This is a genomic window from Christiangramia aquimixticola (assembly GCF_048285835.1).
GTDB classification, from domain to species: Bacteria; Bacteroidota; Bacteroidia; order Flavobacteriales; family Flavobacteriaceae; genus Christiangramia; species Christiangramia aquimixticola.
In genome coordinates, this window is sequence record NZ_JBLVTL010000005.1 from 205,978 (window position 1) to 228,124 (window position 22,147).

22 protein-coding genes and 1 rRNA gene are annotated in these 22,147 nt (G+C 37.5%); 16 read left to right on the plus strand and 7 right to left on the minus strand.

Annotation, left to right across the window (positions count from 1 at the left end; all coding sequences use genetic code 11):
* The 3 genes from ACNKXV_RS11835 to ACNKXV_RS11845 form a co-directional block, all read left to right on the plus strand.
* The coding region (locus tag ACNKXV_RS11835; RefSeq protein WP_417907942.1) for an HAD-IA family hydrolase at positions 1–514 on the plus strand (514 nt) is incomplete at its 5' end.
* The gene (locus ACNKXV_RS11840) at positions 511–1,383 is read left to right on the plus strand and encodes an EamA family transporter (protein ID WP_417907943.1); all 873 of its coding nucleotides are present in this window, start codon (positions 511–513) and stop codon (positions 1,381–1,383) included. The genes ACNKXV_RS11835 and ACNKXV_RS11840, both read left to right, overlap by 4 nt.
* Positions 1,380–1,994, plus strand: coding sequence for an IMPACT family protein (locus ACNKXV_RS11845; RefSeq protein WP_417907944.1), 615 nt, complete (start codon positions 1,380–1,382; stop codon positions 1,992–1,994). The genes ACNKXV_RS11840 and ACNKXV_RS11845 overlap by 4 nt, the downstream gene beginning before the upstream one ends.
* On the opposite strand, the gene ACNKXV_RS11850 is transcribed toward ACNKXV_RS11845, so the two are convergent.
* On the minus strand, positions 1,991–2,389 hold the full coding sequence (locus tag ACNKXV_RS11850; protein ID WP_417907945.1) for an acyl-CoA thioesterase: 399 nt from the start codon (positions 2,387–2,389) through the stop codon (positions 1,991–1,993). The genes ACNKXV_RS11845 and ACNKXV_RS11850 overlap by 4 nt on opposite strands.
* Positions 2,390–2,593: 204 nt before the next feature.
* On the opposite strand from ACNKXV_RS11850, the gene dnaA reads away from it, so the two are divergent.
* The 3 genes from dnaA to ACNKXV_RS11865 are packed head-to-tail and all read left to right on the plus strand — an operon-like array spanning position 2,594 to position 5,225.
* A complete protein-coding gene (dnaA, locus tag ACNKXV_RS11855; RefSeq protein WP_417907946.1) occupies positions 2,594–4,021 on the plus strand; it encodes a chromosomal replication initiator protein DnaA in 1,428 nt (475 codons plus the stop codon).
* Between the two features lie 11 nt (positions 4,022–4,032).
* Complete coding sequence (locus tag ACNKXV_RS11860) at positions 4,033–4,500, plus strand: low molecular weight protein-tyrosine-phosphatase (RefSeq protein ID WP_417907947.1); 468 nt, start codon at positions 4,033–4,035, stop codon at positions 4,498–4,500.
* Complete coding sequence (locus tag ACNKXV_RS11865; RefSeq protein WP_417907948.1) at positions 4,497–5,225, plus strand: SAM-dependent methyltransferase; 729 nt, start codon at positions 4,497–4,499, stop codon at positions 5,223–5,225. The genes ACNKXV_RS11860 and ACNKXV_RS11865 overlap by 4 nt, the downstream gene beginning before the upstream one ends.
* On the opposite strand, the gene ACNKXV_RS11870 is transcribed toward ACNKXV_RS11865, so the two are convergent.
* The 4 genes from ACNKXV_RS11870 to dapF form a co-directional block, all read right to left on the minus strand.
* Complete coding sequence (locus ACNKXV_RS11870; protein ID WP_417907949.1) at positions 5,226–5,894, minus strand: lysozyme family protein; 669 nt, start codon at positions 5,892–5,894, stop codon at positions 5,226–5,228.
* A 194-nt stretch (positions 5,895–6,088) separates the two neighbouring features.
* Positions 6,089–7,132, minus strand: coding sequence for an endolytic transglycosylase MltG (gene mltG / locus ACNKXV_RS11875; protein WP_417907950.1), 1,044 nt, complete (start codon positions 7,130–7,132; stop codon positions 6,089–6,091).
* Positions 7,122–7,652 (minus strand): GNAT family N-acetyltransferase, encoded by a 531-nt coding sequence (locus ACNKXV_RS11880; protein WP_417907951.1) that lies wholly within the window; start codon positions 7,650–7,652, stop codon positions 7,122–7,124. The genes mltG and ACNKXV_RS11880 overlap by 11 nt, the downstream gene beginning before the upstream one ends.
* Positions 7,646–8,434, minus strand: a complete 789-nt coding sequence (gene dapF, locus ACNKXV_RS11885; protein ID WP_417907952.1) for a diaminopimelate epimerase — start codon at positions 8,432–8,434, stop codon at positions 7,646–7,648. The genes ACNKXV_RS11880 and dapF overlap by 7 nt, the downstream gene beginning before the upstream one ends.
* 131 nt (positions 8,435–8,565) lie before the next feature.
* On the opposite strand from dapF, the gene ACNKXV_RS11890 reads away from it, so the two are divergent.
* The 6 genes from ACNKXV_RS11890 (at position 8,566) to ACNKXV_RS11915 (ending at position 16,284) form a co-directional block, all read left to right on the plus strand.
* Complete coding sequence (locus ACNKXV_RS11890) at positions 8,566–9,966, plus strand: trypsin-like peptidase domain-containing protein (RefSeq protein WP_417907953.1); 1,401 nt, start codon at positions 8,566–8,568, stop codon at positions 9,964–9,966.
* Positions 9,967–10,086: 120 nt separating this feature from the next.
* Positions 10,087–11,535, plus strand: coding sequence for a glyceraldehyde-3-phosphate dehydrogenase (locus ACNKXV_RS11895; RefSeq protein WP_417907954.1), 1,449 nt, complete (start codon positions 10,087–10,089; stop codon positions 11,533–11,535).
* A gap of 204 nt (positions 11,536–11,739) precedes the next feature.
* Positions 11,740–12,333 carry a hypothetical protein gene (locus tag ACNKXV_RS11900; RefSeq protein ID WP_417907955.1) on the plus strand — a complete coding sequence of 198 codons (594 nt, stop codon included), beginning with the start codon at positions 11,740–11,742 and terminating at the stop codon, positions 12,331–12,333.
* Positions 12,334–12,358: 25 nt separating this feature from the next.
* Positions 12,359–13,039, plus strand: a complete 681-nt coding sequence (gene trmD / locus ACNKXV_RS11905) for a tRNA (guanosine(37)-N1)-methyltransferase TrmD (RefSeq protein WP_417907956.1) — start codon at positions 12,359–12,361, stop codon at positions 13,037–13,039.
* A 115-nt stretch (positions 13,040–13,154) separates the two neighbouring features.
* Positions 13,155–13,505 carry a 50S ribosomal protein L19 gene (gene rplS / locus ACNKXV_RS11910; protein WP_417907957.1) on the plus strand — a complete coding sequence of 117 codons (351 nt, stop codon included), beginning with the start codon at positions 13,155–13,157 and terminating at the stop codon, positions 13,503–13,505.
* A gap of 550 nt (positions 13,506–14,055) precedes the next feature.
* A complete protein-coding gene (locus ACNKXV_RS11915; protein ID WP_417907958.1) occupies positions 14,056–16,284 on the plus strand; it encodes an NADP-dependent isocitrate dehydrogenase in 2,229 nt (742 codons plus the stop codon).
* 41 nt (positions 16,285–16,325) lie between these two features.
* Here ACNKXV_RS11915 and ACNKXV_RS11920 read toward each other — a convergent pair whose 3' ends face one another.
* Positions 16,326–16,940 carry a DEAD/DEAH box helicase gene (locus tag ACNKXV_RS11920; protein ID WP_417907959.1) on the minus strand — a complete coding sequence of 205 codons (615 nt, stop codon included), beginning with the start codon at positions 16,938–16,940 and terminating at the stop codon, positions 16,326–16,328.
* 253 nt (positions 16,941–17,193) lie between these two features.
* On the opposite strand from ACNKXV_RS11920, the gene ACNKXV_RS11925 reads away from it, so the two are divergent.
* The 4 genes from ACNKXV_RS11925 to ACNKXV_RS11940 are packed head-to-tail and all read left to right on the plus strand — an operon-like array spanning position 17,194 to position 21,872.
* Positions 17,194–18,420, plus strand: a complete 1,227-nt coding sequence (locus tag ACNKXV_RS11925; protein ID WP_417907960.1) for a multidrug effflux MFS transporter — start codon at positions 17,194–17,196, stop codon at positions 18,418–18,420.
* Between the two features lie 46 nt (positions 18,421–18,466).
* Positions 18,467–20,836: a TonB-dependent receptor gene (locus tag ACNKXV_RS11930; protein ID WP_417907961.1), complete on the plus strand. Its 2,370-nt coding sequence runs from the start codon at positions 18,467–18,469 to the stop codon at positions 20,834–20,836.
* 2 nt (positions 20,837–20,838) lie between these two features.
* Positions 20,839–21,645: a DUF4249 domain-containing protein gene (locus tag ACNKXV_RS11935; RefSeq protein ID WP_417907962.1), complete on the plus strand. Its 807-nt coding sequence runs from the start codon at positions 20,839–20,841 to the stop codon at positions 21,643–21,645.
* Positions 21,645–21,872 (plus strand): DUF6095 family protein, encoded by a 228-nt coding sequence (locus ACNKXV_RS11940; protein WP_417907963.1) that lies wholly within the window; start codon positions 21,645–21,647, stop codon positions 21,870–21,872. Before ACNKXV_RS11935 ends, ACNKXV_RS11940 begins: the two co-directional genes overlap by 1 nt.
* A 195-nt stretch (positions 21,873–22,067) precedes the next feature.
* Here the strand turns inward: ACNKXV_RS11940 and rrf are convergent.
* Positions 22,068–22,147: ribosomal RNA gene (gene rrf, locus ACNKXV_RS11945) — 5S ribosomal RNA — on the minus strand; the annotation flags it as partial.

The window sequence follows — 22,147 nt, forward strand, 5'->3', positions numbered from 1 at the left end:
CTTACCAGAAGCAATGATTTCCCGGAATAAAGAATACGAACAGGGATTTATTTCTTCTGATGAAATTTCTGAGCATTACAGAACTGAATTCCCGGAACTTCAACATGATGAGTTTTTACAATCCTGGAATGCCATATTACTGGATTTCCCGGAATACCGGTTGAAATTTATTCAGAAACTGGCGGCAGAAAAGAATTATAAACTAATTCTTTTAAGCAATACGAATAAGAACCACATCAATAATATCAAAAGCAGGGTAGATTTTTTTGAAGACTTCAAAAATTGTTTTGATTCATTTTACCTCTCGCACGAAATTGGTTTAAGGAAACCCGATCCTAAGATCTATCAGTTTGTACTGGATCAACACAACCTGAAGGCCGGGGAATGTTTATTTATTGATGATACCAAAGAAAATACTGACAGTGCTGCTGCTTTAGGTTTTCACGTTTGGAATCTGGAACCCACCCGGGAAGATATAATTGATCTATTTACCACTAAAAGCAAATTGTTTTGACCTACCTGCTGTTAAGCGTTCTTTCTTCCACAGTGATATTTGTGGTCTTTAGATTATACAAAAAATACAATGTAAACACCCTTCAGGCTATCGTTGTAAATTATTTTATAGCCTGTACCGTTGGTTTTTTTGGGTATATCGAAGGATCAGATCTTTCGCATGTTCCTTCAGAAAAATGGTTTCCGGGAGCGCTTATGCTTGGAGCATTATTTATAAGCGTTTTTAATCTCGCCGCGATTACCACCCAAAAAAGCGGATTATCGGTAGTTGCCGTGGCCACCAAGATGTCTGTGGCTATCCCGGTATTATTTGGAATTTTCCTGTATAACGAAAGCCTGGGGTTTCTAAAGTTAACGGGAATTATACTCGCTTTAGCCGCAGTATACCTCACTTCCATCAAAACAAAAGACGGAATAAGCATCAAGCCTAAAAACCTGATATACCCATTATTAGTTTTTTTAGGCAGCGGAATTATCGATACCAGCATTAAATATCTGGAAACCACTTATGTATCAAAGACAGATGTAGGCCTTTTCTCCTCCACCATCTTTGCTACCGCAGGTTTAATTGGAATAATTATCCTTACTGTACAGGCGATAATGGGAAAACTGGAGTTTAATTTCCGGAATATCCTGGGCGGAATCGCTTTGGGGATTCCAAATTACTTTTCCATCTACTTTCTGGTAATGGCCTTAAGAAGCGAAGGTTTTGAAAGCTCCACCATCTTCACCATAAATCATGTTGCCATTGTTGCTGTTTCCACTTTATTGGGGATCGTCCTTTTTAAAGAAGAATTGCTAAGAAAAAACTGGATTGGTCTGGCGCTGGCAGTATTAAGTATCATTCTTGTAGCTAATAGTGCAATATGAAAGACACTTATAAAAGTATAACCAAACCTTCTCCGGAAGTTCTATTTAAGGACCGGAATTCCAAATTCTTTGGTTATGCTTTCCCTATTAAGACCGAAGAAGAAGCAAATCAGCATCTGGAATCTTTAAGGGCTAAGCATCACAAAGCGAGGCACTGGTGTTATGCCTGGCAAATTGGAAAATCTGAAGATGACCGGCACTACCGTGCTAACGATGATGGAGAGCCCTCTAACTCCGCCGGAATGCCAATTTATGGGCAGATCCAATCCTTTGAAGTCACCAATATATTGATAGTGGTAGTGAGATATTTTGGAGGAGTAAAACTCGGGGTAGGCGGACTTATCAATGCATATAAAACCGCAGCTCAAATGGCATTGGAAAGCATAGATATTCTTACCCGCACCATCGATGAATTATTTGTTGTGCAATTTGATTATCCCGAAATGAATAAGGTGATGCAGGTAATCAAACAAAACAATTTAAATGTTATCGATCAAAAACTGGAATTAGACTGCAAGATCTTTATCGCAGTAAGAAAAAAAGATGTTGAGGAAATCTATTCAAAATTCGACAGCACCTACAAAGTAAAAATTTCCAAACTTAAGAGTTAAACATCAAGTTTATCTAAAATATACTTAGGACAGCGTATGGGTTTACGTGATTTTGAGTCCATAAATACCAGTACAGAGTAAGCTGTTGTTACCAATTCGTCCTGTTCATTATACAAGGAGTAGTCAAAAATAATTTTGACATTAGGCTTTTCACGAAGGCGAGTTTCCAGCCTTATATTTTCATCAAAAGTAATAGGTTTATGGTATTTCAAATTTAATTCGAATACCGGCAACATAATCCCCTGCTCTTCCATACTTTTGTAAGAGATCCCAAGAGAGTCGAGCCAGCTAAGCCTCCCAATTTCAAGGTATTGCGGGTAATTACCATGATGTACCACCCCCATTTGATCGGTTTCGGCATATCGTACTTTTATAAAATTTTTGTGTGATTTCATGTGAAAATTGATAACCTTTTGATGAAAGATTTATATATTCAGGCCGGGAAGTAAGTATGCATAAATTTTTCTTAAAATTCAACATGTAAATGGTTTTTTTTTCAGATAATTTGTTCACATATTTGTTCCACTCAAGTTGGTAATCTTAAAAAGTTCTAACTACCTAATAACTTTCTACTAACCTAAAATAAAGTTTAATAAATAATGTCAAAAACTGCGCAATCGGTTTGGAATAACTGTCTGTCATTTATTCAGGATAACATTACCCCTCAAGCTTACAAAACATGGTTTGAACCTATCCAAGCAGTGAAACTAACAGATTGTGCCTTGAGCATTCAGGTACCTTCCAAGTTTTTCTACGAATGGCTCGAAGAGCACTACGTGAAATTATTAAAGGTTTCTCTTACAAAAGAACTTGGTGACAAAGCCAAATTGGTCTATGTGATCAAAATGGAAAACACTTATGGCAACAAGTTACCTTTTACTGAAAAGATTCCGAGTACCCAGCGTTCTCAAATGGCCTCCCAGGAAGTAGACGTTCCAATTAAAAATAAAAGTCCGGAGCTTAAAAATCCGTTCATCATTCCGGGAATAAGGAATGTAAAAATAGAATCCCAGTTAAACCCAAATTACAATTTTGAGAATTTCCTGGAAGGAGAATCTAACCGGTTGGCAAGATCAGCAGGGCTGGCTGTAGCAAACAAGCCCGGAGGAACTTCATTCAACCCTCTATTAATCTTTGGAGGTGTTGGATTAGGTAAAACCCACCTTGCTCATGCTATAGGTGTGGAGATTAAGGATAAATATCCCGAAAAAACCGTTCTCTATATTTCTGCGGAAAAATTCACCCAACAATACATAGAATCTGTTAAGAAGAATAATCGAAATGATTTTATTCATTTTTATCAGATCATCGATGTGCTGGTTGTAGATGATATTCAACTATTATCAGGAAAAGCAGGAACTCAGGATGTATTCTTCCATATATTTAACCATTTACACCAAAATGGAAAACAGGTGATCCTTACCAGTGATAAGGCTCCTGTAGATATGCAGGATATTGAGCAACGTTTACTTTCAAGATTCAAGTGGGGACTTTCAGCTGAATTACAGCACCCCGATTTTGAAACCAGAGTTTCCATCATAAAGAATAAACTCTACCGCGACGGTGTGGAAATGCCGCAGGACATTATTGAGTTTTTAGCGAATAATATAAAAACAAATATTCGCGAGCTTGAAGGAGCTATTATTTCTCTTATCGCTCATTCTTCTTTCAACAGAAAAGACATAACCCTTGAACTGGCGAAAAAGATCGTGGACAACTACGTTAAGAATACTAAACGTGAGGTTTCCATTGATTATATTCAAAAGGTAGTAAGTGATTATTTCCAGATGGATGTGGATACCTTACAGTCCAAAACCAGAAAGCGCCATATCGTACAGGCGAGACAGCTGGCCATGTTCTTTGCTAAAAAGTTCACCAAAGCATCTCTTGCTAGTATTGGCTCGCAAATAGGAAGCAGGGATCACGCTACCGTACTTCATGCATGTAAAACTGTAGACAACCTTGCAGCCACAGATAAACAGTTCAAGAAATTTGTAGAGGATCTGAATAAAAAACTTACCCTTTAAAATTTATATTTATGAAAACCAGGGTTTTAATGGTGTGTCTAGGTAATATTTGCAGATCACCTTTAGCCGAAGGTCTTCTAAAATCCAAAACAGATCCTTACGAGGTATTTGTAGATTCTGCAGGTACCGGAAGCTGGCATGTTGGCTCAGAGCCGGATAAAAGATCCATTGCCATTGGCCGAAAGAACGGACTCGATATCACCCAGCAACGGGGGAGACAATTTTCAAAAAAAGACTTTCAGGACTTTGATCACATCTTTGTGATGGATAACAGCAATTTTAAAGATGTTATCGCCATGGCCGAGACAGATGAAGAACGTCAAAAAGTACACCTTATTCTTGATGAAATCTTCCCTTCAGAAAACGTAGATGTTCCCGATCCCTATCATGGAGGTGAGCAGGGATTTGAAAATGTTTATATGATGCTTGATGAAGCTTGCGAAAGGATCGCCGAAAAAATCAGGAAAGGAACTCTATGAGCTTAGACCATAAAACCTTCGGAAAATTATATCTCATTCCGGTGGGTCTGGGGGATTCACATCCAGACAAGGTTTTTCCTCCCATGAACAGTAAGATCATCGAAAACATCAATGATTTCATTGTAGAGAATGAAAAATCTGCCAGAAAATTCATAAAAAGCATACTGCCTGAAAAATCTCAGCAGGAACTACGATTAAATTCACTGAATAAATTCACGGAAGCCGCAGATATTCCGGCTTTTCTCAATGCCGCTAAAGAAGGTAAGAATATTGGGTTACTTAGCGAAGCAGGCTGTCCCGGTGTTGCCGATCCCGGCGCAGAAGTCGTGAAATTAGCTCATAGATTCAATATACAGGTAGTACCCCTTATTGGACCAAGCAGCATTTTACTGGCAATGATGGCCAGCGGCATGAACGGTCAAAGCTTTACTTTTCACGGATATCTTCCTATAGATAAAAAGGAAAGAAAAAATGAGCTAAAACACCTGGAAAGGATCTCTGCTGAAAAAGAACAGGCACAAATATTTATCGAAACTCCTTACCGGAATAATAAATTTCTGGAAGATCTAACTCAAAATTTACATCCTTCGACAAGAATATGTGTTGCCTGCGACCTTTCTCTGGAAACAGAATTCATCAAAACTGCAACAGCTTCAGAATGGAAAAAAATAAAAGCTGATCTTCATAAAAGACCAGCTATATTTATAATTCAGAAAGATCTTTAATTAGGAAGTAAACTTACTTAGATCAACTCTGGCATTCTTTTCAGTTTTCACAAAGGAAACATCGTACCCACCAAATCTCTTCATATAGGTTTTGATAGTAGTTCCAAATGCATCGCTGAATGCCTGAGCTCCCCAGCTACGTAAATACTTTTTTACGCTTCCCGGCCCTGCAAGATGTGCAGCGGCAAGAATACCGGACTCAGTAACCTCAACACCGTTAATATTTTTCCCTACAAATCGCTTAATATCCCTTTGCAGTATCCATTTATTTCTGGATGCATTGGCATAAAAGGCTGCTTCCTGCAATGCAGGAGAATTCATAAAGCTTACGGTGTCATAAATACCCACTAATTTTAAAGTCCCTTTTCCAAACTGATATTTTCCAAGGTAACCATACTCATTAATGGTCTTGTAATCTCCCCCAGATTCTTTAAAGGCCAAAGCCTCTTTAAAACCTACATAAGATTTACCTAAAAATGGGGAGGTATGGGATAGTTTATATTCCGGTTGGATTTCATCCCTAAGGTCGGGAACTGTATAATCCAGTTCCATATTGGAAGTGGAATATAATTCCAGATCCAGATTCGCAGCTTTTTTAGTCGAAAAACTAAAAAATATAGAGCCTGCTGCAAGAGGCAAGATTGAAAATTTTGCAATTTTCTTTCTCATTACTTTTGTTTTCGAAAGGTTATTGGCGGGTTCTAAAATTAAAACCACGCCCCTTTCATATTAGCCGCGCAAATGTACTACTTTTTTTAATAATCTGACTTACAGAGTGTTAAACCTTTTTTAAATAAAAATAGATTTAACAGCTTTCTAACTTTCAAGAGAAACAATTCCTAATGTTTTTAGGAAACTAAAGCCTATCGATTAATCCCTTTTTTATTGATCCAGCGAATGTATTCCTGTCTGTTTCGGTTATGCTGAGCCAGGGTTTTAGCGAATTTGTGATATCCAAAATTTTCCACATTGGCAACGAAATAGAAATAATCATGATCTTCGTAATTTAATACTGCATTGATCGAGGAAATATCCGGCATCCAGATGGGACCCGGAGGTAATTCCCGGTTTTTATAAGTATTGTATGCAGATTCGATTTTAAGGTCTTTAAAGAGCACTCTTTTTATGATCGTATCAAAATTCCCCGTGGATTCTTTAACGGCATATATAACGGTAGGATCTGCATCCAGTTTCCAGCCGTTTTTAAAACGATTCATATAAACCCCTGCCACCTTCGGCCTTTCATCTACTTTCGCCGTTTCCTTCTGAACAATTGATGCCAGAGTTATTACCTGTTCCGGAGTAAGTCCAATTTGTTCCGCCTTCTGTAATTTCTCTTCAGTCCAGAATTTGTCATATTCTTTCTTCATCCTATCCCGAAACTCTACCGCAGAAGTATTCCAATAGAATTCATATTGATTTGGAACATACATTCCCAGTGCAGTTCGAACATCAAAACCATTTTTCTGTAAAAAATCTGCATCCTTAAAAGCCTGAATCAACTCAGTACTATCAGCTTCGATTTGAGTAGCGATTCTTCCGGCTAAATTTTCAAGGCGCTCCTGGTTATTAAATACCACCTTTACCGGTTTATTCCCGGTTCTAAGATTGTTAACCAGCTCATTATTATTCATGCCTTTGCGAATAATATACCTTCCCGGTCTAACATTGGCAGCATAACCTTTCTTTTCGGCTACCAGAGAAAATGACTTTACATCTTTTATTAGCGGAGAAACCGAATCTAAAACCTGGGAGAAGTTAGAGCCGGTAGGGATATATACCACTTTGGTATCTTCCTTAAAAGTGGTGTTGGAAGTAAATATACTGTTGTAGATATAATAACTGAATATTCCTCCACCTATTAATCCAATTACGGCAATTGCCAGAACTATTTTCTTAATGTACATCGTTGATCAATTGATAAAGGATCTCATCCTTATATTTACCTTTAAAAAGGGTCCATTCCTTCTTGACACCCACTTTTCTAAATCCGTTATTTTCAAAAACTTTCTGGCTGTCCTTATTACCATCAGTAACATTTGCATATACCTGATGTAAGCCCAAATGCGTAAAACAATAATCGCAAAGCAAAGAAAGACTTTCAGACCCAAAACCCTTTTTCCTGTCTTTTTTATCTGCTATCAATATTCCCAATGAAGCTCTCTGGTTTTGAGGATCCAGATCAAAAACATCTATCAGGCCAACTGCTCTACCTCTTTTGGTACAAATAACCAGTCGTAACTGCTTAATATCATAAATATCCCTGTGAGCATTTTCGATATATTGCCTGATAAGGAACCGGGAATATGGTGTTTGTGTAGAACTAATTTCCCAAAAATCCTCGTTATTTTCAATCTTATGAACCAGATCAAGGTCTTCTGGTTCCAGTGCCCGCAGATATACCTTTTTTCCCTGTAATGTTAACATACGATCTCACCTTTAAACACCTGAATTGCTGGACCAGTGAGCCATATAGAATGAAACCCACTGTCTCCCTTTTCAAATTTAACTTCCAAATCTCCACCCGGGGTTTTCAGTTCAATTTGCCTTGATTTGGCCAGTCCTGTCTCAAAGGCAGCCAGCGCAACCGCAGTAACGCCCGTCCCGCAGGAAAGCGTTTCATCTTCCACTCCTCTTTCATAAGTTCGTACAGAAAAAGTATCATCAGAGACTTGTTCCACGAAATTTATATTAGATCCTCCCTGGGATTTATATAATTCAGAATATCTGATTTCAGCTCCTTTTTGGGGAACATTAAGCTCCTGTAAGCCTTGGGAGAAGATCACGTGATGCGGTGATCCTGTATCAAGAAAACTATATTCTTTTTCCAATTTGATATCGGATACATCCTGCATCTTTAAACTAACCAGCTCTCCTTCTATAACGGCATCATGTTTCCCGTCTATGGCAGTAAAAACTGCCGAATTTTCAATGATCTTCAGATATTTCGCGAAGGCAACGAGACATCTGCCACCATTCCCGCACATACTGCTTTCATTCCCGTCAGCATTATAATACACCATCTTAAAATCATCGCCTTCTATTTCTGAAGTTTCAAGCAATATCAAGCCATCTGCCCCAATACCAAACCTGCGGTCACATAATTCCTTCACCAATTTGGTATTATTTTTGGGGAAATTTTTATCACGGTTGTCAAGCATAACGAAATCGTTACCCGTGCCCTGATATTTATAGAATGTTAGTTTCATTTAGTAAATTCTAAAAGGCACAAATATACAATTTTGAATAGGAAATATTTGGTGTTAAACGGCCGTTAAATAGTACTGCAGCTATAATAAATGGCTATTTAAAAGGTTTTATAACTAAATTAAACTTACTTATGAAGAAAATAGCAAACCTGATTCTTGTTTCTGCTCTGGGAGGAGCTATTACATTAGGAAGTTACAAGCTTTTTATAGAGGATGACCAAAGTGATTTTTTTACAGAAAATCCTTCCGGTAAAAATGTTGTTCTCCCGGTGAGCAATACTAATACCATTTATGGAACCAACGTGGATTTTACTGAAGCTGCCGAAAAAACCATCCATGCTGTAGTACATGTGAAAAATGTAGCGGTATTCAAAGGACCTCGCAGTATCTGGGATTACAACCCGTATGGCAGTAATGGCGGCAGAGCTTTACAAGGTGCCGGCTCCGGGGTGATCATCACACCAGATGGTTATATTGTCACCAATAATCACGTGATCAAAGGTGCTAGTGAAATTGAAGTAACGCTGAACAATAATAAAACTTTTAAAGCCGAGGTTATAGGGAGTGATCCAGCATCTGATATCGCGCTAATTAAAATAAATCCCGAATCTGAACTTGACTATATTCCCTTCGGAAATTCTGATAACACCAAAATTGGGGAATGGGTTCTGGCTGTAGGAAATCCATTTAATTTAAAATCAACCGTTACTGCAGGAATCATCAGTGCGAAGGCTCGTGATTTAAATATGCAGGATAACTCACCTCAATCTTTTATACAAACCGATGCTGCGATCAATCCCGGAAACAGCGGTGGCGCCCTGGTTAATATAAATGGTGAACTTATTGGTATCAATACTGCGATTAGCTCACCAAGCGGAAGTTATATTGGTTATGCATTTGCCATTCCCTCCAACAATGCCCGCAAAATTGTAGAAGACATTATAGAATATGGAGATGTTCAAAAAGGGATTTTAGGAATTAGAGGAAGAAGTATAGATAATGCAGTCTCCAAAGAACTGGATCTGGAAACCTCTCAGGGAGTGATAGTTGCTATGGTTACCCCGGGAAGTGGAGCAGAAAAAAGCGGAATTAAAGAGCTGGATATCATTAAAAAGATTGATGACATTCAAATTAAGAAGTTTGCCGATCTTACCGGGTATATAAATTCTAAAAGACCGGGAGACAAGGTAAAGGTGATCCTTTTACGTCAGGGCAGAGAAAAGACTGTAGAAGTTGAATTAACCAAGCTGGAAACCTACCAGATCGCAGCTCTAGGCCTGGAAGTTTCAAATATAAGTTCAGAAGAATTAAAATCTTTTAAAGCTCCTTACGGAGTGAGAATCAATCGTACCCTTGCTCCGGACCTTCCTTCAGAAGATTTGATTGGCGGAATTATTTCAGAAATAAATAATATCCCGGTAAAATCCATTAATGATGTGGAAGATATCATGGAAAGCCGAAGCAGATCCAATCCTATTGTAGTTACTTACTATAATATTAGAGGAGAAAAACAACGCATGATCTGGAGATAAAACAATTTTGTCACACCAATTTTAGCCCTTCCCGTTTGGAAGGGTTTTTTATTTAAAAAACCTTTACGAAAACGTTTGAAATATATACTTTTGCCGGAAATTATAACAACATAACTTAAAATGGACTTTAATAAAGTTTACGAAAAAGAGCTTTCTTTCCAGGCAGATCGCCGTAAAGCTACTGTTGAATTCATCAACATCGTTAGTGATCTTTGGTATGATAGGTCAATTGAACTGGTTTTGTTCCGAAATCAATTGATTAACAGAAATGTTAGTGACATTCTTGATCTTCACGAGTATGCCGGTGAATTTGTTGGAAAACCTATTTCTATTTTCGATTCTGTAGAAATTGCGAAAGCTATTCAGGATCTTAACCTTCCTCCGGCAAAACTGGATATTGGGAAACTTACTTATGAGTTTCATCTGGACGGGCAGACTCACAACAATGCCATGGCCTTTGTATCAGACAAGCTGAAGGATGCTAAATTAACTGAAGAGGTTACTCCTAAAGATGTAGTTCTTTATGGATTTGGTAGAATTGGACGCCTGGTAGCCCGGGAATTAATGACCAGAACCGGAAAAGGAAACCAGTTAAGATTAAGAGCTGTCGTTACCCGTGGAAAGGTAGACGAAAGTGTTTTGGAAAAACGTGCTTCTTTATTAAAGAGTGATTCAGTTCACGGTCCGTTTAGCGGAACGGTAAATATCGATGTGAAGAATTCGGCTTTGATCATTAACGGGACTACCGTACATATGATCTCTGCCAATCAACCGGAAGATATTGATTATACAAAATACGGCATCAACAATGCTTTGATCATCGATAATACAGGAGCCTTTAGAGATAAGGAAGCCCTTAGCCGACATTTAGTTTCAAAAGGAGCTAAAAAAGTATTGCTTACAGCCCCGGGAAAAGGGATTCCAAATATTGTTCACGGGGTAAACCAAAAAGAACACAATCCAGACGAAATTGATATTTTCTCAGCTGCATCTTGTACCACCAATGCGATAACTCCGGTATTAAAAGCTGTGCAGGATTCCCTTGGAGTTGTACATGGGCACCTGGAAACTATTCACGCATATACAAACGACCAGAATCTGGTTGATAATATGCATAGTAAATATAGAAGAGGTCGTGCTGCCGGACTTAATATGGTAATCACTGAAACCGGTGCCGGGAAAGCAGTATCTAAAGCACTTCCTGTATTTGAAGGAAAATTAACTTCCAATGCCATTCGTGTACCTGTTCCTAACGGATCTCTGGCAATTTTAAATCTGGAAGTTGAAAAAGAAACGAGTCTGGAAGATGTAAATTCCATTCTTAAAAAATATGCTCTTGAAGGAGAACTTGTGGAACAAATCCAGTATTCTGTAGATAATGAACTTGTATCTTCAGATATAATAGGATCTTCAGCTCCTGCAATTTATGACAGTAATGCTACTATTGTATCTGCAGATGGAAAGAACGTGATCCTTTATATATGGTATGATAATGAGTATGGCTATAGCCATCAGGTTATTCGCCTGGCAAAATATATTGCTAAAGTAAGAAGGTTCACCTATTACTAGGAAATTGAATTTTTAAATAAAAGACCTGCCCAATCCGGCAGGTTTTTTTTATTTTTGCGCCACTTTAGAATTATTAAAAAACTGATTCAAAAGAAATTAAAAAGTCACCATAGCGAATTTTCCGTCCGAAAATCTGAAATATACTAACTCTATTATTCGCTCGTTGATGTTTAATTAACCCAGAAATAATCAATTACCAGAAACATGAGTAACAAATTTTACATTGCAGCTGTTATAGCTCTTGCCAGTGTATTTCAGATGAATGCCCAGATAGACAGTCTGGAAACGGAAACCCCTGTTCAGGATGAATTTACAAGCCTTATCAAGCAATCCAATAACTATCAGGGTTATAAGGTTGTGGATTATGACAAACTTATCGAACTTAGAAACACCACCCGAAATTATATTACCGAATTAAAGGAGGAGATCATCGTTCAAAAAAATACGGTTGATCAACAAAATGATGAGATCGAGAAATTAAAGGCAGATCTTGCCGCTACCCGTGATGAACTGGAACGTGTGACCAAAGAGAAAGATGCGTTGATGTTCCTGGGCATGCCTTTTTCTAAAGGCGGTTATAAAGGAATGATGTGGGGAATTGTAGGTATTCTTGTGGTAATTCTATTGATCCTCTTCTTCCGTTATAAGAGTTCACATGCGGCCACCAAAGAAGCACGCCAAAAGCTTGACGAAACCGAAAAGGAATTTGACACCTACAGAACAAAGGCGTTAGAGAAAGAGCAACGCCTTGGAAGAATGCTTCAGGATGAACGAAATAAATCTACTGGAAATTCTTAACAATCAATTTTCTGAATTTTAAACCATGCGAATAGATATTATTACGGTAGTACCGGATATTTTAAGGAGTCCTTTTGAAGCTTCGATATTACAAAGAGCGATTAAAAAAGGTCTGGTTCAAATTCATCTGCATAATTTGAGAGATTATGTGACCGATAATTACAAACAGGTCGATGACTATCAATTTGGTGGCGGTGCAGGGATGGTCATGATGATCGAACCAATAGATAAATGTATCTCAAAACTGAAGGCCGAAAGAGACTATCAGGAAATTATTTATATGACTCCTGATGGGGAAAGGCTGAATCAGAAAATGTCCAACAGGTTATCTCTGCAGGAAAACATGATCATTTTATGTGGTCATTATAAAGGAGTGGATCAAAGAGTAAGGGATCATTTTATCACTAAAGAGATATCGATTGGTGATTATGTGCTATCTGGCGGAGAGCTTGGTGCAGCGGTATTATGTGACTCGATAATTAGATTGATCCCGGGTGTATTAGGCAATGAAACTTCAGCGCTAACAGATTCTTTTCAGGACAATCTTTTGGCTCCTCCGGTATATACCCGCCCTGCCGAATATAAAGGCTGGGAAGTACCTTCAATATTAACTTCAGGGAATTTTCCGAAGATAGAAGCATGGCGTGAGCAACAGGCATACGAGAGAACACAGGCCTTAAGACCTGATTTACTAGAAGAAGAATAATTTTTCATTCCAGACTTGTTCTATTAAATAAATTGATTAATTTTGCACTCATTCTTAAATAACCTCTGGCGAAAACCGTGAATGTTGTTTGGGATATTACTTTAAACTAATTATAATGGAATCGTTAGTAAAATACGTACAGGACGAATTCGTAGAAAGAAAAGATCTACCTGAATTTTCAGCAGGAGATACGATCACTGTTTATTACGAAATTAAGGAAGGACAAAAAACAAGAACTCAGTTCTTTAGAGGTGTGGTTATCCAGTTAAGAGGTACCGGATCTTCACAAACCTTCACAATTAGAAAAATGAGTGGAACTGTTGGGGTAGAAAGAATTTTCCCTATCAACCTTCCGGCGATTCAAAAAATCGAAATCAACAAGCGAGGTAAAGTTAGAAGAGCAAGAATTTTCTACTTTAGAGGTCTTACTGGTAAGAAAGCTCGTATTAAAGAAGCTAAAAGATAATTTTAACTTCTATACAATTTTAAAAAGCTCCGATTTTTCGGAGCTTTTTTATTTTTAAATCCCTCTGTTATAAAAAGTTAAAGTTGAGAGATCTCATCATATAATTTCTTATATTTAGTATTAGAAAATTGAAAGATAGAGATGACAAGAGGATTCTCCTTTTTACGATTTTCTTGTAAAGCAAAGTTCTTTACATAGTTTTTACTTTCTATATAACGTCAGTATTTTGTTTGATCAAAATCAGTTTGAAAAGTAAAAGCAGTTTCAGTCTTATTTTGCGTTGGTAAAATAAGGTTGATTTGGAAAAGTGAACTCCAAGAAGTTAAATGCTTTTATCATTAGATTAATAAGTTTACTCTTCCTGAAGCCATTTCATTTTAGAAATTAAGATGAAATGGCTTTTTTTTATTCCAATATTAAGAGAACTTAACAGCTCCCATCCCCCATTCCTTTAGGAAAAAAGACTGAAAAAACGTATATTGCGCGAGCGAAAAACCCCTGGTAAGTTCCAGGGTTTTCTTTGATTTTATTGCAACCAAAAACATATAAAATGTCTCAAAAAGAAAAAATAATTTATACGAAGACTGATGAGGCGCCAATGCTGGCTACTTATTCTTTCCTGCCTATTGTTGAAGCTTTTACTAAAGCCGCCGGGGTAAGCCTGGAAACACGTGATATTTCACTGGCCGGAAGAATTCTTTCTCAGTTTCCGGATTTCTTAAAAGAAGATCAGAAAGTTTCTGATGATCTAGCCGAATTAGGTGAACTGGCTAAACAACCGGAAGCTAATATTATTAAGTTACCTAATATCAGTGCTTCTGTTCCTCAGCTAAAAAATGCCATCTCTGAGTTGCAATCCAAAGGTTTCGCAATCCCGGATTATCCGGATGAACCGTCAAATGATAAGGAAAAGGATATAAAATCCAGATACGATAAAGTAAAAGGTAGTGCTGTAAATCCAGTTCTTAGAGAAGGAAATTCAGACAGACGTGCTCCAAAAGCCGTTAAGAATTTTGCCAAGAAGAATCCTCACAGAATGGGTGACTGGAGTTCAGGTTCTAAAACACATGTTGCTACAATGAGCCATGGCGATTTTAGATCGAACGAAAAGTCTCTAACTCTTCAAAACGAGGATACCTTAAGGATACAGTTCACTTCAAATAATGGAGACAAGCAGGTTCTTAAAGATGGACTAAAAGTATTGAACGGTGAAGTGATCGATGCTTCCGTAATGAGTAAAAAAGCTCTGCTTGACTTTTTACGTAAAGAGGTTAAGGATGCTAAAGAAAAAGATGTGCTTTTTTCTTTACACATGAAGGCCACTATGATGAAGGTATCAGACCCTATTATCTTTGGTCATGCGGTAAGAGTATTTTTTGAAGATGTTTTTGAAAAGTATGGTGCAGAACTTGACAAAGCCGGTGCAGATCCTAACAGTGGTCTGGGCGATGTTATAAAGGCTATAGATAGTTTACCAGCCGATAAGAAGGATGCAATCAAAGCAACAATTGAAAAAGACCTTAAAGATGGTCCGGATATCGCCATGGTAAATTCAGATGAAGGGATTACTAACCTTCATGTGCCAAGTGATATTATTATTGATGCTTCCATGCCGGCCATGATCAGAACTTCTGGGCAAATGTGGAACGCTGAAGGTAAAACTCAGGATACCAAAGCCGTAATTCCTGATAGTTCTTATGCAGGACTTTACCAGGCTACCATAGATTTTTGTAAGGAACATGGAGCTTTTGATCCTACAACTATGGGAACAGTTCCTAATGTTGGTCTTATGGCTCAAAAAGCTGAAGAATACGGTTCACACGATAAGACCTTCGAAATAAAAGGTGATGGAGTTGTAGAAGTAATCAATTCCAATGGAGATGTTATAATTGAACATAAGGTTGAAAACGGAGATATCTGGAGAATGTGCCAGACTAAAGATGCACCTATCCAGGATTGGATCAAGCTTGCAATTTCACGAGCACGAGCTACCAAAATGCCGGCAGTTTTCTGGCTGGATAAGGAAAGAGCTCATGATGCTCAATTGATCGCCAAACTTGACAAGTATCTTCCGGAACATGATACAGAAGGGCTTGAACTAAAAGTAATGGCTCCTACTGAAGCTACTAAATATACTTTAGAAAGAGTGAAGGCCGGAAAAGATACCATTTCTGTAACCGGAAATGTACTAAGAGATTATCTAACAGATTTATTCCCGATCCTTGAGTTAGGTACAAGTGCAAAAATGCTTTCTATTGTTCCATTGATGAACGGTGGAGGATTATTTGAAACCGGTGCCGGTGGATCTGCTCCTAAACATGTTCAGCAATTTGTAAAAGAAGGACATTTAAGATGGGATTCTCTTGGTGAATTCCTTGCATTGGCTGTTTCTCTGGAACATTTAGGTAATAAATATGATAACTCAAAAGCATTAACTCTTGCTGATGCTTTGGATGAAGCTACAGAAAGATTCCTGAATGAAGGTAGATCTCCTTCCAGAAAGGTGAACGAGTTGGATAACCGTGGTAGTCATTTCTATCTTGCACTATATTGGGCTGAAGCATTATCAACTCAAACAAGTAATAAGGATCTGAATATTTATTTTGAGAAGATCGCTAAAATGATGAAGGAGAATCAGGATAAAATATTGCAGGATCTAATCGATGCTCAGGGATCACCGGTTGATATAGGTGGCTATTATATGCCTGAAGAGGATCTTACTAAAAATGCAATGAGACCGAGTAATAAATTAAATGAGATTTTAGCAACCGACGCTTAATCAAAAATTTATATAGAATAAAAAAGCCCTGAATTTCAGGGCTATTTTTTTTTAACGATCATTGCGCGTTCCATGAAAAGATCACGCAGGCGTTCCATTTTAGGTTCCATTTTTTCGGCAAAAACCAGATATTGACATTTATTGATGCTTAATGGGATTCTTACCACATCCTCATACAATCCGGGTTTTGATAAAAACTCAGCATCTTCCAGTATAAAAAGTTGTAATTGACCAAGATGAATACCGGTCATTGAGAACAATTTCCCTAATCGTTTTGGAGTAGCAATTACAATATCCACTCCGTAATAGATATCATCCTTCTGGTGTTCAATATGTTGTTCTTCATAAGCGCAATAGATCCTAAGATCCATTTCCCGCGTAAACTTTTTGAATTCATCTGCGAGCTCCAGGGCTGCTTCTTTATCCTTTACATAAATCAATGCTCTGGGCGAATCTTCAAATGCTTCAGAATTTAATTTCTGAATTACACTTATAATCATCGCTGTAGTTTTTCCACTTCCCGCGGGTGCTAATGCAAATAGATCAGCTCCACTTTTTATTTTTGGAAGCACTTTCTTTTGGTAGGCAGTTGGAGCTTCAAAACCTAAATTAGAGATAGCTTCTTTTAAGGGCGGATTTAATTTTTTAAAGGACATTTTTTATAAAAGTTTTCAAATTACAGAGGAATTCTTCGGGATGTGTCCCATTCTTATAATCATTTCTGCAAAGGTGAGATTTTTATACAGTAAAGTAAGCTATTTCCGGGGATTATTAAAAATCCAAATATTCCTGATAGTCCACGGTAATTAAATCTGGTATGATTAAAGCAATTTTTAAAATTCAGCCTAATCTTTCGTTAAACTCATTAGCAAATTAGAACAACAACCAGGGTTTCCTGAAATTTGTAAAATGCAGGAAAGAATTGCTGAGAGAAATAAAAAACAGGAATACATTATTTTATTGGTCCTTGGAACTATGATAGCCCTGGGGCCATTTTCCATAGATGCTTACCTCCCCGGTTTTGAAAATATAGCAAATGATTACCATACTACAGTAAGCGAGATCGGTCTTACATTAACCAGTTATTTTATAGGTATCTCCATAGGGCAACTTGCTTATGGACCTATCATGGATAAATATGGTCGAAAAAGACCTTTGCTCATGGGTTTAGGGATGTATTTGATAGCATCGCTGTGTTGTATGTATTCTCCAACTCTGGACTGGCTAATAGTTTCCAGGTTTTTCCTTGCGGTAGGAGCTGCTGCGGGAATGGTGGCTGCAAAAGCGATTGTTAGGGATATTTTTCCTGTAAATGAGGTTGCCGGAGCTATTTCAATTTTAATGCTCATCATGGGAGGAGCCCCTATAATTGCTCCTACGGTTGGCAGTATGATCATTGAATCCTATGGCTGGGAAATGATCTTCCTATTTCTTGCATTTTTTTGTGGTTTGATGATCATAAGTGTCAGCAAATTTTTACCCGAAAGCATAGAGCCGGACCGGGAAGTAAATCTGAGACCAGTCCAGGTAATTAAAAAGTATTATGGAATTCTGGTTCACGAGAAATTCTGGAATTTCGCCCTTTCCGGAAGTTTCGCCATTGGAGCAATGTTCGCATATATATCCAATGCACCTAAATTATTCATGGAAAATTTCGATCTGTCTCAAAAGGAATTTGGGATTTTATTCGGGTTGAACGCAGGAGGCTTGATCCTCGGAAGCCAAATTAACCGTTTGTTTCTAAAAAAATATTCAACTTTTCAAATCACCTTTTTTAATAGTATCACTCTGGTAATACTATCAGGTTTATTTCTAATAAATGTCTTCAGTGGAAATACGTTTATAATAAGCGTCCTTTTATTATTCCTTATGTTATTCCTCTTAGGTTTTCAAAATCCAAATACCACCACCCTATCCCTGGAACCTTTCAAAAAAAAGGCTGGTAGAGCTTCAGCTCTAATAGGAAGTTTAAAAATGATCCTCGGGGCACTTACTTCTTTTATTCTAAGTCAGTTTCACACCAAAAGCTCATTGCCTCTGGCAGCTGTGATTTTTATTTGTTTTATGGCGAGTTTTATATTTCTTTTTCGCTTTTCAAGAATTCAGGAACCCTCCTATCAGCTAAGTGAACGCTAAGCTTTTTTATTAGACCATTTAGAACTATTTTTAATAAAAATTGAATTTGAGAAAATATTTATTCCTCCCATTTTTATTACTACTCTCATTTTCCATAAATGCTCAGGATTTTTTCACACTTCGGGGGAATGTAACTGATGCCGGCAGTAATGAAACACTGATTGGCGTAAATATTATTTTTCCGGAATTAAATACGGGAGTTACGACCAACGACTACGGATTCTATTCCATAAAACTTCCTGAAGGCACTTATAAACTTCTCATTTCTTATTTAGGCTATCAAAATATAGAGAAAACAATAGCCCTAAACGAAAATCTTCAGCTGGATTTTCAATTAAACGAGTCTTCAGAGAACCTGGAAGAAATAGTTATTACTAATAATAATGAAGCTTTAAGTATTAAAAAACCGGAAATGAGTGTTAACCGCCTTTCCGTTAATACCATGAAAAAATTACCGGTTGTCTTTGGGGAGGTTGATGTTGTGCGCTCTTTACTGCTCTTACCAGGAGTATCGAATGCTGGTGAAGGATCTTCCGGATTTAATGTACGAGGTGGTGCGGTTGATCAGAATCTTATTTTACTGGATGAGGCTACGATCTACAATTCCTCTCATTTGTTCGGACTGTTTTCGGTTTTTAATCCGGATGCGATTAAGGATATCAAACTATATAAAGGTGGTATCCCCTCAGAATATGGCGGCAGAGTCTCTTCAGTCCTTGATATTTACCAGCGAGATGGGAATAGCAAAGAAACTAAGGTTCAGGGCGGGATTGGTGCAATTTCAAGTAGATTACTGGCAGAGGGGCCCGTAATTGCAGATAAAGGATCCTTTCTAATTGCAGGAAGAAGTTCTTACGCGCACCTTTTTCTAAAATTAACGGATAATGAAAATTCAGCCTATTTCTTTGACCTAAATACCAAATTGAGTTATAAACTGGACGATTCAAATAAGATCCTGTTATCAGGGTATTTTGGGAGGGATGTTTTTAATATCAGTCAGAATTTTGAAAATACATATGGCAATGCGGTAATGAATTTTCGATGGAACCACATATTTTCAGAGAATGTTTTCTCTAATCTTTCAGCCATTTATAGTGACTACTATTATGGTTTAAGTCTAAATTTTGTAGGCTTTAACTGGGACAGCGGGATAAGAAACCTCAATTTAAAATACGATTTCAACCATTATTTAAATGATTCCTTTCAGTTAAAGTATGGACTGCAATCCACCTACTATAAATTTAATCCCGGGGAAATAGAGCCTATCAATGAAGAATCGGGTATAAATTATTTTAAACTGAATAATAAATATGCTTTTGAAAACGGAGTTTATATTTCTGCGGAACATAAAATAAGTAAAAGCATTTCAGCTGAGTATGGATTAAGGTTAAGCAATTTTATAAGAATGGGTCAAAATGAAGTGAGTTCGTATGAAAATGATCAACCCGTAAAGTATGATGCGAATAGGGATATTTATTCCGAAGCTGAAGTTATATCAACTCAGAATTATTCCAGAGGTAAAGTCCTGAAATCATATTATAATTTAGAGCCAAGAATTTCTTTGGCATATTCATTTTCTGAAGATCAGTCCGTAAAATTAAGCTATAACCGAATGGCCCAATATTTACATTTAATTTCGAATACAAGCTCTCCTACACCTTTGGATGTATGGACTCCCAGTGGCCCCTATCTTAAACCCCAGTTACTGGATCAATTTGCTGCAGGTTATTATAGAAATATACAGGAAGGTAATTATAGCCTGGAAGTAGAGAGTTTTTATAAAAAAATAAAGAACCGCTTAGACTATATAGACGGAGCAAATTTAATTGCTAATAACAATGTGGAAAGCATCGTTTTAAATGGAGAGAGCCGCGCATATGGTTTGGAATTGCTCATTAGGAAGAACACCGGGAAACTTAATGGATGGATCGCTTATACCTTGTCCAGATCTGAACAAAGGACACCGGGCAGGAATGCTCTTGAACCGGGAATAAATAATGGATTGTGGTATCATACTAATTATGATAAAACACATGATTTTACCCTGACCACCAGCTATGACTTGAATAAAAAGTGGGACCTTAATGCAAATTTTATTTTCCAGACAGGACTGGCCACAACCTTCCCTAATGCACAATATGAATACGAAGGGATTACCATTCCGGTATATGGAGACAGAAACGGTGACAGGTTACCAGATTATCACCGGCTTGATATTGCCGCCATTTTTACTCCGGGTAAGAGAAAGAATCGAAACTGGGAGTCTTCCTGGAATTTCGGGATCTATAATGTATACAACCGGCAAAATGCATATTCAATTTCCTTCCGGGGGAATTCTGAAACCAATACCAATGAGGCCGTAAGGTTAACCCTTTTTGGTATAATCCCTTCAATTACATATAATTTTAAATTTTAGCGATGTACAGGTTTTATAAGTTATTGCTGGTCATTCTTTTACTTTTCACTTCCTGTGAAGAAGTGATTGATGTAGAATTGGACAAAACAGAACCACGTCTGGTAATTGAAGCCTCACTAATCTGGCTTAAAGGAAGCGCAGGTTCAACCCAGGAAATAAAATTGTCACAAACCACCCCATTTTATAATAGGGAAAGATTACCTGTTACAGATGCGAACATCATGGTAACTAATTGCAACAATGATATATTCCTTTTTACCCATACCGAAAATGGAATATATAAAAACGAAAATTTCCAACCTCAAATTGAGATGAAATATCAAATGGAATTGGAATATAATGGTGATCTATACACCGCCAGTGAAGTATTACAGTCGGTCTCGGAGATAGACTATGTTGAGCAATTAAATTCAGGAGGATTTGCAGGAGATGAAATTGAAATAAAGGCTTATTATACAGATCCGGTAGAAACTGAAGATTTTTACCTTTTCAAATTTGAAGACGAAGACTTAAGCCTTGAGATCTACGAAGATGAATTTACCAATGGTAACCAAATTTTTGGATACTATTCAACGGAAGATATTAAGAGTGGAAATGATATATTAATCCAGATGGAAGGGATAAGTAAAGATTACTATAATTATCTATTCATTCTTCGGTCCCAGGTAGGAACCGGAAATGGTGGGCCGTTTGAAACTATGCCGGCAACGGTAAAAGGAAATATAATCAACCAAACCCGGCCGGAAAATTATCCTTTTGGTTATTTTCGGCTTTCTGAAGCTGATGCTATAATTTATAACGTAGAATAATGAAACATACCAACAGGAAAACTCTAAGTAAAGGAATCAAATATTTAGCCGGAGCCCTGCCTTTGGCGTTAATAGGACCTTCTGTTTTATATAGTGCATTTAACAATCAGGATAAAGATTTATATATTCCTATTCTCCTTCTTGGAATTCTGGCCTCCTTCGCCGCTATTTTTTTTATGTTTAAAGGAATTATGACCATGGTGAATGCTTTTTTTGACAAGGAGTAAGAAGGGACATGGATGTGATGGGTCGATAATTATAAGAGAATCGGAGATTATATAACTTATCCAACTAAACAACAAAAGCAGCCACAGGGCTGCTTTTTTTTTATATGGTAGTTAATCCTGAAGCGGATGATAGGAAGTTTAGATAAAATAAGGGTATAAAAAAACCCCTTCAGAGATCTGAAGGGGTTTTCAAGAAGAAGGCGGCGACATACTCTCCCACAATACAGCAGTACCATCTGCGCTAACGGGCTTAACTACTCTGTTCGGGATGGGAA

What these genes read in the sequence shown, in the direction of transcription:
- ACNKXV_RS11870 (WP_417907949.1), bottom strand. Translation starts at nt 5,894, where the DNA reads ATGAGAAAGAAAATTGCAAAATTTTCAATCTTGCCTCTTGCAGCAGGC.
- dnaA (WP_417907946.1), top strand. Translation starts at nt 2,594, where the DNA reads ATGTCAAAAACTGCGCAATCGGTTTGGAATAACTGTCTGTCATTTATT.
- ACNKXV_RS11915 (WP_417907958.1), top strand. Translation starts at nt 14,056, where the DNA reads ATGTCTCAAAAAGAAAAAATAATTTATACGAAGACTGATGAGGCGCCA.
- ACNKXV_RS11925 (WP_417907960.1), top strand. Translation starts at nt 17,194, where the DNA reads ATGCAGGAAAGAATTGCTGAGAGAAATAAAAAACAGGAATACATTATT.
- ACNKXV_RS11845 (WP_417907944.1), top strand. Translation starts at nt 1,380, where the DNA reads ATGAAAGACACTTATAAAAGTATAACCAAACCTTCTCCGGAAGTTCTA.
- ACNKXV_RS11850 (WP_417907945.1), bottom strand. Translation starts at nt 2,389, where the DNA reads ATGAAATCACACAAAAATTTTATAAAAGTACGATATGCCGAAACCGAT.
- ACNKXV_RS11900 (WP_417907955.1), top strand. Translation starts at nt 11,740, where the DNA reads ATGAGTAACAAATTTTACATTGCAGCTGTTATAGCTCTTGCCAGTGTA.
- ACNKXV_RS11895 (WP_417907954.1), top strand. Translation starts at nt 10,087, where the DNA reads ATGGACTTTAATAAAGTTTACGAAAAAGAGCTTTCTTTCCAGGCAGAT.
- ACNKXV_RS11880 (WP_417907951.1), bottom strand. Translation starts at nt 7,652, where the DNA reads ATGTTAACATTACAGGGAAAAAAGGTATATCTGCGGGCACTGGAACCA.
- ACNKXV_RS11935 (WP_417907962.1), top strand. Translation starts at nt 20,839, where the DNA reads ATGTACAGGTTTTATAAGTTATTGCTGGTCATTCTTTTACTTTTCACT.
- trmD (WP_417907956.1), top strand. Translation starts at nt 12,359, where the DNA reads ATGCGAATAGATATTATTACGGTAGTACCGGATATTTTAAGGAGTCCT.
- ACNKXV_RS11920 (WP_417907959.1), bottom strand. Translation starts at nt 16,940, where the DNA reads ATGTCCTTTAAAAAATTAAATCCGCCCTTAAAAGAAGCTATCTCTAAT.
- dapF (WP_417907952.1), bottom strand. Translation starts at nt 8,434, where the DNA reads ATGAAACTAACATTCTATAAATATCAGGGCACGGGTAACGATTTCGTT.
- rplS (WP_417907957.1), top strand. Translation starts at nt 13,155, where the DNA reads ATGGAATCGTTAGTAAAATACGTACAGGACGAATTCGTAGAAAGAAAA.
- ACNKXV_RS11860 (WP_417907947.1), top strand. Translation starts at nt 4,033, where the DNA reads ATGAAAACCAGGGTTTTAATGGTGTGTCTAGGTAATATTTGCAGATCA.
- mltG (WP_417907950.1), bottom strand. Translation starts at nt 7,132, where the DNA reads ATGTACATTAAGAAAATAGTTCTGGCAATTGCCGTAATTGGATTAATA.
- ACNKXV_RS11890 (WP_417907953.1), top strand. Translation starts at nt 8,566, where the DNA reads ATGAAGAAAATAGCAAACCTGATTCTTGTTTCTGCTCTGGGAGGAGCT.
- ACNKXV_RS11940 (WP_417907963.1), top strand. Translation starts at nt 21,645, where the DNA reads ATGAAACATACCAACAGGAAAACTCTAAGTAAAGGAATCAAATATTTA.
- ACNKXV_RS11865 (WP_417907948.1), top strand. Translation starts at nt 4,497, where the DNA reads ATGAGCTTAGACCATAAAACCTTCGGAAAATTATATCTCATTCCGGTG.